This is a genomic window from Burkholderia sp. E168m23, from assembly GCF_016586125.1.
Classification (GTDB): Bacteria; Pseudomonadota; Gammaproteobacteria; order Burkholderiales; family Burkholderiaceae; genus Burkholderia; species Burkholderia orbicola.
Window position 1 is genome coordinate 1 of sequence record NZ_BCPP01000118.1, and the last position, 11,150, is coordinate 11,150.

The window sequence follows — 11,150 nt, forward strand, 5'->3', positions numbered from 1 at the left end:
GCGGCGCGGGAAGCCCGAGATGCCGTCGTACTGACGCAGCGAATGCATCTGGTCGCGGCGGCCCGTCAGGATCTTGTGGGGGTAGGTCTGGTGACCCACGTCCCAGACGATGCGATCGTTCGGCGTGTTGAACACGTAGTGCAACGCGATCGTCAGCTCGACCGTCCCGAGGTTGGACGACAAATGGCCGCCCGTCTTCGACACGCTGTCGAGCACGAACGCGCGCAGTTCATCCGCGAGCGGTTGCAGTTGGCGACGATCGAGGCGGCGCAAATCCGCCGGGTCGTCGATGGTTTTCAGCAAGTCGTACATCGTCGTTCCATTGTAGGAAATCAAACGCGCCCGCATTCTTTTGCACGCACCGTAGCGTGTGCGCGGCGGCGGGCTTTCGCGTCAGCTGACCCGGTTCACTACCAGGTCGGCAAGTTCGGCCAGACGCTGTGCGCGTGCGCCGAACGGTTTCAGCGCGTCGTGCGCTTCGGCGCGCAGCTGCGCTGCCAGCTCGCGCGACGCCTCGAGACCGAGGATCGATACATAGGTCGGCTTGTCGTTCGCCGCGTCCTTGCCGGCCGTCTTGCCGAGCGTCGCCGAATCGGTCGTGACGTCGAGAATGTCGTCGACGACCTGGAAGGCCAGACCCACGGCCCCCGCGTAAACATCCAGCGCGGCCATCGTTTCCGCCGACGGCGTCTCGCCGGCCAGCGCGCCCATCCGCACGGCCGCGCGCAGCAATGCGCCCGTCTTCATCCGGTGCATCGTTTCGAGCTGTTCGCGCGTCAGCTTCAGGCCGACGCTCGCCAGGTCGATCGCCTGCCCGCCAGCCATGCCGATCGAGCCGCTCGCCAGCGCCAGCTCGCGCACGAGCGCCGCCTGCTGCACCGGCGACAGCGCCTCGGCATCGGTCAACGCCACGAACGCCTGCGACTGCAGCGCGTCACCGACCAGCAGCGCCGTCGGTTCGTCGTACTGCACGTGCACGGTCGGCTTGCCGCGACGCAGCGCGTCGTCGTCCATGCACGGCATGTCGTCGTGCACGAGCGAGTAGACGTGGATCATCTCCAGCGCCGCCGCCGCGGCGTTGCGTGCCGCCTCCGTCGCACCGGTCAGCTCGCCTGCCGCATGGCACAGCAGCGGGCGAACGCGCTTGCCGCCACCGAGGACCGCGTAGCGCATCGCCTCGTGAAGTTTCGCGGGCATCGCGGTTTCAGCCGGCAGATAGTGGCCGAGTGCGTCCTCGACACGGTCAAGCACGGACCGCATCCATTGTTCGAATGTCATAGATCGTCGTCTTCGCCGTCCGTGGCGGCCGTTCCGGACGAAAGCGGCTTCAGCGTCGCGCCGTCGAGCACGCGAACCTGCTGCTCCACTTTCTCGAGCTGCTGTTGGCAAAACGCAACGAGGGTCGCACCGCGGCGATACGCCGCCAGTGAATCCTCGAGGCTCAACGCGCCGCCTTCCATCCGGGCAACCAGCGTCTCGAGTTCCGCGAGCGCCATCTCGTAATTGTCCGGCAACGGTTCGGTGCCATTGCCGGGCGGCGTGGCGCCTGGGGATGCGGTTTTCGCCATGGACGAGGTGTCAAATTTCAAAACAAGTCGGACATTCTACGGCAAAAGAGAATTTTCCGACCTGCCGTCTTGGGCGCCCGCGCACAATTCCGGCCCCATCTCCAGCGCACAGTGTGCGCCTTTCGAGGGCAGCCCGACAAAAAATTGACACAAATCAGGCACTTAATCCTAGCCTTGCGAGGCGAACCGGGTATAATTCTCCGTTTCCCTAAATCGATTTTTCGATGGTTGGGTTGTTCACTGCTTTCACGCTAACACCGGGAGTGGGAATGTCCAATCTGAGCGATGCGCTTCAGTTGAAGTCGGCCCACAGCCAGCTTCCAGTCACTGCATATTTCGATGAGGCGCTACTCGAGCGCGAGATCGAAACCCTCTTCAAGAAAGGACCTCGTTACGTCGGGCACGAGTTGATGGTGCCCGAGGCGGGGGATTATTTCGCGCTGCCGTCCGAGCAGGAAGGCCGCGTGCTGGTCCGTAACCAGACGAACCAGATCGAGCTGCTGTCGAACGTGTGCCGCCACCGGCAGGCGATCATGCTCAACGGGCGCGGCCGCACGCAGAACATCGTGTGCCCGCTGCACCGCTGGACGTACGACCTCGAAGGCGAGCTGCTCGGCGCACCGCACTTCCCCGACAAACCGTGCCTGAACCTCGGCAAGAGCCCGCTGCAGAACTGGCAGGGGCTGCTGTTCGAGGCCGAGGGCCGCAACGTCGCGCGCGACCTCGCCAACCTCGGTACGAAGCATCACTTCGACTTCTCCGAGTACCAGTTCGATCACGTCGAAGTGCACGAGTGCGATTACAACTGGAAGACGTTCATCGAGGTCTACCTCGAGGATTATCACGTCGTCCCGTTCCACCCGGGCCTCGGCAGCTTCGTGTCGTGCGACGATCTCAAATGGGAGTTCGGCGACTGGTACAGCGTGCAGACGGTCGGCGTGCACAACGCCCTCGCGAAGCCGGGCAGCGCGACTTACCAGAAATGGCACGAGCAGGTGCTGAAATTCCGCAACGGCGTGCCGCCGGAGTTCGGCGCGATCTGGATGGTCTACTACCCGGGCCTGATGATCGAGTGGTATCCGCACGTGCTGGTCGTGTCGTGGCTGATCCCGCGCGGGCCGCAGAAGACGACCAACATCGTCGAGTTCTATTACCCCGAGGAAATCGCGCTGTTCGAGCGCGAATTCGTCGAGGCCGAGCGCGCCGCCTATATGGAAACGGCCGTCGAGGACGACGAGATCGCGATGCGGATGGACGCAGGCCGCCGTGCGCTGATGGCGCGCGGCGAGTCGCAGGTCGGCCCGTATCAGAGCCCGATGGAAGACGGGATGCAGCACTTCCACGAGTTCCTGCGCCGCCACCTCGGCGACCTCTGACGGCGGATGCGGCGCTTTGACGCCGCCCGGCCTCCGGCAAACGAAAAGACGGGCTTCGGCCCGTCTTTTTTTGTTTAGACTTGGAGTGTCAGGCCATTTGCACTCGAGGGAGCCGTCATGCCACACACTCATTACACCACGCTCATTTCCGCCGCCAATCTCGCCGAGCGCCTGGCCGCGGCGCCCGGCAGCGTGGCATTGTTCGACTGCCGCTTCGATCTCGCCGATCCCGGCGCCGGCGAAGCCGCGTACGCGGCCGGCCACCTCCCCGGCGCGCAATATCTTCATCTCGACCGCGACCTGTCGGGCCGCAAGACGGGCACCAACGGCCGCCATCCGCTACCGACCCGCGACGCGCTCGCGACGCTGCTCGCCAGCCGCGGCCTCAAGCAGGGCCAGCAGGTCGTCGCGTACGACGCGCAAGGCGGCGCCTATGCGGCACGCCTGTGGTGGCTGTTGCGCTGGCTCGGTCACGATTCGGTTGCGGTGCTCGACGGCGGCCTGCAGGCCTGGGAAGCGGCCGGCCAGCCGCTGACGACCGACGTGCCGCAACCGGTCGCCGGCGACTTCCGCTCGGCCACGCCGCTCGAATCGACGGTCGATGCAGCGGCCGTGCTCGCGAACGTGTCGTCGCCTGCGCGCGTCGTGATCGATGCACGCGCACCGGACCGCTATCGCGGCGAGAATGAAACGATCGATCGGGTGGGCGGCCACATTCCCGGTGCGCGCAACCGCTTCTTCAAGGACAACCTGGCTGCCGACGGCCGCTTCAAGACCGGCCATGAATTGCGCGAGGCATTCGCCACCGTGCTGGCCGGCACCGAGCCGAATCGCGTGATCCTGCAATGCGGCTCCGGCGTCACCGCCTGCCACAACGCGCTGGCGCTGGAAGTGGCGGGCCTGCACGGCGCGTCGCTGTACCCCGGCTCGTGGAGCGAATGGAGCGCCGATCCGTCGCGACCGATCGCGACCGGCCCGAATCCTTGAGCACCCGCGCGGCGCGACGACGATGAAACGGCGGCCGACGCCGCGGCGGCCGGTGCCACTGCGGTAGTTGCCGCCGCCCGTCGTTTACATCACGCCGTACTTGTGGAACCACTCGATCGCGCGCTTCCAGCCGTCCTCGGCATCGCCTTTCACGTAACTCGGCCGGTAGTCGGCAAAGAACGCGTGGCCGGCATCCGGATACACGACGATTTCCGATTCGCGCGCGAGCTTCGAATCGCTCGTCTGGATCGCCTTGCGCATGTCCGCGAGCGACGCCTGCGTGATGTTCTGATCCTTCTCGCCGTACAGCCCGAGCACGGGCACCTTCAACGACGATGCATGATCGACCGGGTTGAACGGCGTCATCTCGTCGGTCTTGCCTTCGACGAACCCGTACCACGCCACGGCGGCCCGCACGTGCGGATTGTGCTCCGCATACAGCCACGCCTGGCGACCGCCCCAGCAGAACCCGGTCACGCCGAGGCGCGTCAGGTCGCCGCCATTCTTGCCGGCCCAGGCCACGGTCGCATCGAGATCCTCGGTGACCTGGCGGTCCGGCACCTTGCTGATGATGTGGTCGTACAGTTCCTTCATCGTCGGATACTTCGCCGCGTTGCCCTGCCGGGCGAACAGGTCGGGCGCGATCGCGAGATAGCCGAGCTTCGCGAAGCGCCGGCAGACATCCGCGATATGCGCGTGCACGCCGAAGATCTCGTGAATCACGATGACGACCGGCAGGTTCGTCTTGTCGACCGGCTGGGCGCGATAAGCCGGCACGCTTGCATCGCCGGAGCGGATCTCGATGGTATCGACGTCCAGCCCGGTGCTGTCGGTCGTGACCGTCTGCGCCGACACGGGCAGCACGGCCGCCGCGAAGGTGCCGCCCAGCGCGGCCTGCATGAACTTGCGGCGCGAGAACGGGACATGGGGGACCAGGCTGTCGACTTCGGGTTTCAACATGAATGCACTCCTCGATTGGGCGCCGCCGTCACGCTCGCGGATACGGCATGACGGGGCATCGCACCGGCGGGCGGTGCGGATGTCGCGGCGGTTGGCACCCCGCCGCAAGCGAAAACCCGGACAAGATGCCCAATAATCCGTTGTCGCGTCAACTGTCAGATGTGTAAGACTCGATTACGACGCGTGGCGGCGATCGAATCGATCATCGCGCGACAGCGCGCGGGCCGCCCCTGCCGAATCACCGTGCGGTGGCGCGTATCGAGAATCGTCGCGCGACCGAATCGTTGCGAACCGAAAAGAAAAACGGGCGGCGAACACGCACGACATGCGCATTCCCCGCCCGCGCCACACGCGAGTATGCAAGTACGCGATCAGTGCAGCTTGACGCGCGGCAGCGTCGTGCGCCGCAGCCAGTGCGCGACCGTGTCGAGCATCATCCGCGGATAACCGTGCAGCGCCGCGATGTGCAGCCGGTACAGCGACATGTACATGAAGCGCGCGAACAACCCTTCGATCAGCATGTTGCCGCCGATCAGCCCGCCCATCAGGTTGCCGACCGCGCTGAAGTGGCCGAGCGACACGAGCGAACCGAAATCGCGATACGTGAACTCGGGCAGCGGGCGCCCTTCGAGCCGGCAGCTGATCGCTTTCAGCAGGAAACTCGCCTGCTGATGCGCCGCCTGTGCGCGCGGCGGCACGTTGCGTTCGTTGCCCGGCCATGCGCAGGCCGCGCAATCGCCGAGTGCGAACACGTTGTCGTCGGTGAAGGTCTGCAGCGTGCGACGCACGTCGAGCTGACCGAGCTTGTTGACCTGGAGGCCGTCGAGATGCGAGAGCACGGACGGCGCCTTGATGCCGGCCGCCCAGACCGTCAGGTCGGCGCGCACTGCCTTGCCGCTCGCGGTATGCACGAACCCGGGCGCCACCTCGGTCACACGTTCGTTGAGCATCAACCGCACGCCGAGCTTCTCGAGCAGTTCGGCCGTCGCCGCCGACACGCGCTCCTGCAGTGCCGGCAGTATCCGCGGCCCTGATTCGATCAGCACGATGCCGACGTCATGGCGGGGATCGAGCTTGTGCAGCCCGTACACGGACAGCACCTGCGCGGTATTGCGCAGTTCCGCGGACAACTCGACGCCCGTCGCGCCGCCGCCGACGATCACGACCTGGATGCGCGGCTCGGCCGACTCGCCCGGCGCACTCGGCGCCGGCGCCTGGTGCTCCGCGCGCATGCATGCCGCGATCAAGCGCTTGCGGAAGCGTTCGGCCTCCCCGACCGTATCGAGCGCGATCGCGTTTTCCGGTGCGCCCTGCACGCCGAAGAAGTGCGTCGTGCTGCCGATCGCGATCACGAGCGTGTCGTATTCCAGCTCGCGCGCCGGCAGCAGCTCCGCGCCGTCGCTGTCGTTGAGGGGCGACAGCGTGACGCGCTTCGCCGCACGGTCGAGCCCGGTCAGCTCGCCCTGCTGGAACTCGAAGCCGTGCCAGCGCGCCTGCGCCGCATATTCGAGCTCCTGCGTGAACGGGTCCATGCTGCCGGCCGCGACCTCGTGCAGCAACGGTTTCCAGATGTGCGTCGGATTGCGGTCGACGAGCGTGACGAGCGCACGCGCGGGACGATTGCCGCGCGCGCCGTAACGGTCGCCGAGCCGCGTCGCCAGTTCCAGGCCGCCGGCACCTCCGCCTACGATGATGATCCGATGCATCTGACTTCCCCCTTTGCGATTCGAAACTGCTGCCGCCGGATGAAGCAAACGCGATGCACCCGCGCTGCCCGGTGGATTAACCGGTTCGGACATCATCGATGTGCAGTTCGAAGCACTTCGATGTGGCCGATCCGGAACGCGGGGTGCGCGCCCCGCGTCAATGACATGACTGACATGCATTGTCCGGGAGCTTGCGCGTTGACCACAAGCAAACCATCTCGATATTCAGCATCCCTGCAACAATATGCCGCGGGAACGGGGAACTGGCCGGGGGTGCGTCAGTGTGCCTCTTCCCAGTTCGCGCCGGCACCCACTTCGGCGACCAGCGGCACCTTCAGCTTCGCGACGCCGCACATCATTTCCGGCAGTTTCTCGCGCACGAGCGATAGCTCGCCTTCGGGCACCTCGAGCACCAGTTCATCGTGCACCTGCATGATCATTCGCGATGCGAGCTGGTCGCGCGTGAGCCAGCCGTCCACCGCGATCATCGACAGCTTGATCAGGTCGGCCGCCGTGCCCTGCATCGGTGCATTGATGGCCGCACGCTCGGCCGCCTGGCGGCGCGGGCCGTTACCGCCGTTGATCTCTGGCAGCCAGAGACGGCGGCCGAAAACGGTTTCGACGTAGCCCTTCTCCTTCGCCGTCGCGCGCGTATCTTCCATGTACTGCGCGACGCCCGGATAGCGGGCGAAATAGCGGTCGATATAGAGCTTCGCCGCGTCGCGCGTGATGCCGAGATTCGATGCGAGCCCGAATGCGCTCATCCCGTAGATGAGCCCGAAGTTGATTACCTTCGCGATCCGGCGCTGGTCGGAATTGACCTCCAGCGGCGTCACGCCGAACACCTCGGCGGCAGTCGCGCGGTGGATGTCCTCGCCCTGCGAGAACGCGCGCAGCAGCGACGCGTCGCCCGAGATGTGCGCCATGATCCGCAGTTCGATCTGCGAATAGTCGGCCGACACGATCCGGTGGCCCGGCGACGCGATGAACGCCTCGCGGATGCGCCGCCCTTCGGCCGTGCGCACCGGAATGTTCTGAAGATTGGGGTCGTTCGACGCAAGGCGGCCCGTGACCGCGACCGCTTGCGCATAGTTCGTGTGCACGCGGCCGGTGGTGGGGTTCACCATGCGCGGCAGCTTGTCGGTATAGGTCGACTTCAGCTTCGACAACCCGCGATGCTCGAGCAGCAGCTTCGGCAGCGGGTAGTCCTCGGCCAGCTTCTGCAGCACTTCCTCGTCGGTCGACGGCGCGCCGCTCGGCGTCTTCTTCACGACCGGCAACTGCAGCTTCTCGAAGAAGATCTGCCCGATCTGCTTCGGCGAGCCGAGATTGAATTCGCCGCCCGCCAGTTCGTACGCCTCGCCCTCGAGCTCGATCAGGCGCGTCGCAATTTCGGTGCTCTGCGCGTGCAGACGCGCATCGTCGATCAGCACGCCCGTGCGCTCCATCTTGCGCAGCACGAGCGACACCGGCATCTCGATCTCGCGGTACACGCGCTCGAGGCCCGGCTCGCGTGCGACCTGCGGATACAGCGCGTGATGAAGCTGCAGCGTGATGTCGGCATCTTCGGCTGCGTATTCGGCGGCCTGCGCGAGCGCCACTTCGTCGAAACCGATCTGCTTCGCGCCCTTGCCCGCCACGTCCTCGTACTTGATCGTCTTGACGCCCAGATGACGCAGCGCGAGGCTGTCCATGTCGTGTGTGCGGTGCGATTCGACCACGTACGATTCGAGCAGCGTGTCGTGCTCGATGCCGTTCAGCGCGATGTCGTAGTTCGCGAGCACCTGCGCGTCGTACTTCAGGTGCTGGCCGACCTTCTTGCGATCGGCCGATTCGAGCCACGGCTTCAGGCGCGCGAGCACTTCGTCGAGCGGAAGCTGCTCGGGCATGTCGGGGCCGCGGTGCGCGACCGGCAGGTAGGCCGCCTTGCCCGGCTCGACCGAGAACGACAGGCCGACGAGCCGCGCGAGCATCGGATCGAGCGCGGTGGTCTCGGTGTCGAACGCGGTCAGCGCGGCCGCGTCGATCTTCGCGAACCACGCGTCGAACTGTTCCCAAGTCTGGATCGTGTCGTATTCGCGCACGACGTCGGCTGCGATCACCGGGGCCGGCTCGCCTTCCGGCGCATCGGCGCCCCCACCTTCCGCGGGCGCGCTGTCGACTTCGCGCAGCCAGGTCTTGAAGCCGTAGCGCGCGAAGATGTCGCGCAGCAGGTCGCGCGCCTCGCCGTCGCTCTTGAGCGAGGCTTCGATCGATTCGAGATGCGGCGTGAGATCGCACGACGTATCGACGGTCACGAGCTGGCGGCCGAGCGGCAGGAAATCGAGCGCGCGGCGCAGGTTGTCGCCGACCACGCCCTTGATGTCGGCCGCGTGTTCGATCACGCCGTCGAGGGTGTCGTATTGCGTCAGCCATTTCACGGCCGTCTTCGGCCCGCACTTCTCGACGCCCGGCACGTTGTCGACGGTGTCGCCGATCAGCGCGAGATAGTCGATGATGCGCTCGGGCGGCACACCGAACTTCGCGATCACGCCGTCGCGGTCGAGCGTCTCGTTGGTCATCGTGTTGACGAGCGTGACGCGCTCGGTCACGAGCTGCGCGAGATCCTTGTCGCCGGTCGACACGATCACGTTCATCCCGTGCCGTTCGGCTTCGCGCGCGAGCGTGCCGATCACGTCGTCGGCCTCGACGCCCTCGACCATCAGCAGCGGCCAGCCGAGCGCGCGCACGGCGCCGTGGATCGGCTCGACCTGCAAGGCGAGATCGGGCGGCATCGACGGACGGTTTGCCTTATAGTCGGCATAAAGGTCGTCGCGGAACGTCTTGCCCTTTGCATCGAACACGCAAGCGCTATACTCTGCACTGACTTCCTTGCGCATACGGCGCAGCATGTTGATGATTCCGTAGAGCGCTCCGGTCGGCTCCCCGCCAGGGCCACGCAAATCAGGCATCGCATGGTAAGCCCGATACAGATAGCTCGAACCGTCAACCAATAGCAGGGTCTTACCTTCCAGATTTCGTTCTTCAGGCATTATGAACAAGAGAAAAGTGATTCCGAGTCTGCGTTCGCTCGCAGATCAAGAGCGCGCGACGGCCAAGAAGGCGCGCGCATCGTGGCAGATGTTCACGATTATGGCAGAGTTTATCGAGGCGACCGAGTACCTGTCGGAGATCCGCCCGGCTGTCAGCATCTACGGTTCTGCCCGCCTCAAACCCGACACGCCGCACTACAAGCTGGCCGTGCAGATCGCACGCAAGCTGTCGGACGCCGGCTTCGCGGTGATCTCCGGCGGCGGCCCCGGCATCATGGAAGCCGCGAACAAGGGCGCGCACGCCGGCAAGGCGCCGTCGGTCGGCCTGAACATCGAGCTGCCGCACGAGCAGGCCGGCAACCACTACCAGGACATCTCGCTGCGCTTCCGCCACTTCTTCACGCGCAAGGTAACGTTCGTGAAGAACTCGGATGCGGTGATCGTGATGCCGGGCGGCTTCGGCACGCTCGACGAACTGTCCGAAGTACTCACGCTGATCCAGACGAAGAAATCGCGCCTCGTGCCGATCATCCTCGTCGGCAGCGAGTTCTGGCAGGGGCTGCTGCAATGGTTCCGCGATCAACTGATTCCGATGGGCCTGATCAATCCGGAAGACATGGATCTGATGCAGGTGATCGACGATCCCGACCAGGTGCTCGACGCGGTGCTCGCGTTCTACGAGGACAGCGGCGAGGAAGAAGGTTCGGACGAGGACGATCATCCGCCGCGCCCGGAAGAAGACCGGATGTTCTATCTGTAACCGGTCAATGACGACAGCCGGCCGAGCGCCGGCTGTCGTGCTTTTCATGCAACGGACAGTGCGCTTCGGCGACTCGCCGGGCGTGACTTTGTAACGCGCTGTTAATACCTGTTCGCCGCCGTGCGCGGTCGAATGTCAAATGCCCGCAGCCGGCGCTGCGCGATGCGGGGGAATCAGCCGCACCGGCAAGCCGCCAATGTCAAATGGATGGTCCATCGCGCACCTGCGCGCCGCCAATCCTCCGTAATAATCACGACTCGCCTTTTCCGTCCCGCGACAGCACACTACTTCGTGTCGGCGCGGCGTTCCCCCGGTGGAACGGTCCCCCTCGCTTCCATCGCGTCGCGTCGGCCCATTCATCACCACACCACGGAAAAGAACATGCAACGCTCGCTGATCGCCCTCGCTTTCGCCGGCCTCGGCCTTTCGCTGTCCGGCCTCGCTCACGCCGTCAACGTCGACGTCAACATCGGCACGCCCGCGCCGGTCGTCGTCGCCCCCGCGCCCGTCGTGGTCGCCCCCGCGCCGGTGATCGTCGGCTGGCACGGCGACCGCTACTGGGACGGCCGCCGCTACTGGGAACGCCGCGAGTGGGAAGATCGCGAGCGTCATCACGGTCATGGCGGCTATCACTGCCCGCCGGGGCACGCGAAGAAGGGCGAGTGCTGAGTCACTGAGCGCCCGCCGATCGGCCCGCGCACTGACGCATCAAAAACAAGGCCGCACGCGAACGAGAGTTCGCGTGCGGCCTTTGTCGTTGC

10 protein-coding genes are annotated in these 11,150 nt (G+C 65.6%); 4 read left to right on the forward strand and 6 right to left on the reverse strand.

All coding sequences use genetic code 11. From position 1 onward, the window contains the following. The 3 genes from JMF90_RS09025 to JMF90_RS09035 form a co-directional block, all read right to left on the reverse strand. Positions 1 to 312: 1-deoxy-D-xylulose-5-phosphate synthase N-terminal domain-containing protein (locus tag JMF90_RS09025; RefSeq protein ID WP_305790741.1), on the reverse strand; the 312-nt coding region annotated here is incomplete at its 3' end. 81 nt (positions 313 to 393) lie between these two features. After that, on the reverse strand, positions 394 to 1,278 hold the full coding sequence (locus JMF90_RS09030) for a polyprenyl synthetase family protein (protein WP_011548150.1): 885 nt from the start codon (positions 1,276 to 1,278) through the stop codon (positions 394 to 396). Continuing rightward, complete coding sequence (locus JMF90_RS09035) at positions 1,275 to 1,568, reverse strand: exodeoxyribonuclease VII small subunit (protein WP_006479428.1); 294 nt, start codon at positions 1,566 to 1,568, stop codon at positions 1,275 to 1,277. Before JMF90_RS09035 ends, JMF90_RS09030 begins: the two co-directional genes overlap by 4 nt. A 269-nt stretch (positions 1,569 to 1,837) precedes the next feature. Between JMF90_RS09035 and JMF90_RS09040 the strand changes: the two genes are divergently transcribed. Together JMF90_RS09040 and JMF90_RS09045 are read left to right on the forward strand one after the other, a co-directional pair. After that, complete coding sequence (locus tag JMF90_RS09040) at positions 1,838 to 2,944, forward strand: aromatic ring-hydroxylating dioxygenase subunit alpha (protein ID WP_011548151.1); 1,107 nt, start codon at positions 1,838 to 1,840, stop codon at positions 2,942 to 2,944. A gap of 117 nt (positions 2,945 to 3,061) precedes the next feature. Further along, positions 3,062 to 3,931: a sulfurtransferase gene (locus JMF90_RS09045; RefSeq protein WP_011548152.1), complete on the forward strand. Its 870-nt coding sequence runs from the start codon at positions 3,062 to 3,064 to the stop codon at positions 3,929 to 3,931. Positions 3,932 to 4,015: 84 nt separating this feature from the next. On the opposite strand, the gene JMF90_RS09050 is transcribed toward JMF90_RS09045, so the two are convergent. The 3 genes from JMF90_RS09050 to polA form a co-directional block, all read right to left on the reverse strand. Then, entirely contained in the window at positions 4,016 to 4,891 is an 876-nt protein-coding gene (locus JMF90_RS09050; RefSeq protein ID WP_011548153.1) for a dienelactone hydrolase family protein, read from the reverse strand. Positions 4,892 to 5,262: 371 nt separating this feature from the next. After that, positions 5,263 to 6,597, reverse strand: coding sequence for an NAD(P)/FAD-dependent oxidoreductase (locus JMF90_RS09055; protein WP_011548154.1), 1,335 nt, complete (start codon positions 6,595 to 6,597; stop codon positions 5,263 to 5,265). A gap of 278 nt (positions 6,598 to 6,875) precedes the next feature. Continuing rightward, positions 6,876 to 9,629, reverse strand: coding sequence for a DNA polymerase I (gene polA, locus JMF90_RS09060; RefSeq protein ID WP_011548155.1), 2,754 nt, complete (start codon positions 9,627 to 9,629; stop codon positions 6,876 to 6,878). 1 nt (position 9,630) lies between these two features. On the opposite strand from polA, the gene JMF90_RS09065 reads away from it, so the two are divergent. Together JMF90_RS09065 and JMF90_RS09070 are read left to right on the forward strand one after the other, a co-directional pair. Continuing rightward, positions 9,631 to 10,389 (forward strand): TIGR00730 family Rossman fold protein, encoded by a 759-nt coding sequence (locus JMF90_RS09065; RefSeq protein ID WP_006479437.1) that lies wholly within the window; start codon positions 9,631 to 9,633, stop codon positions 10,387 to 10,389. A gap of 381 nt (positions 10,390 to 10,770) precedes the next feature. Next, the gene (locus JMF90_RS09070; protein WP_012338493.1) at positions 10,771 to 11,058 is read left to right on the forward strand and encodes a hypothetical protein; all 288 of its coding nucleotides are present in this window, start codon (positions 10,771 to 10,773) and stop codon (positions 11,056 to 11,058) included. Positions 11,059 to 11,150 lie beyond the last annotated feature (92 nt).

Coding starts and splice junctions, on each gene's coding strand:
- JMF90_RS09055 (WP_011548154.1), bottom strand. CDS start 6,597: ATGCATCGGATCATCATCGTAGGCGGAGGTGCCGGCGGCCTGGAACTG.
- JMF90_RS09030 (WP_011548150.1), bottom strand. CDS start 1,278: ATGACATTCGAACAATGGATGCGGTCCGTGCTTGACCGTGTCGAGGAC.
- polA (WP_011548155.1), bottom strand. CDS start 9,629: ATGCCTGAAGAACGAAATCTGGAAGGTAAGACCCTGCTATTGGTTGAC.
- JMF90_RS09070 (WP_012338493.1), top strand. CDS start 10,771: ATGCAACGCTCGCTGATCGCCCTCGCTTTCGCCGGCCTCGGCCTTTCG.
- JMF90_RS09040 (WP_011548151.1), top strand. CDS start 1,838: ATGTCCAATCTGAGCGATGCGCTTCAGTTGAAGTCGGCCCACAGCCAG.
- JMF90_RS09045 (WP_011548152.1), top strand. CDS start 3,062: ATGCCACACACTCATTACACCACGCTCATTTCCGCCGCCAATCTCGCC.
- JMF90_RS09035 (WP_006479428.1), bottom strand. CDS start 1,568: ATGGCGAAAACCGCATCCCCAGGCGCCACGCCGCCCGGCAATGGCACC.
- JMF90_RS09050 (WP_011548153.1), bottom strand. CDS start 4,891: ATGTTGAAACCCGAAGTCGACAGCCTGGTCCCCCATGTCCCGTTCTCG.
- JMF90_RS09065 (WP_006479437.1), top strand. CDS start 9,631: ATGAACAAGAGAAAAGTGATTCCGAGTCTGCGTTCGCTCGCAGATCAA.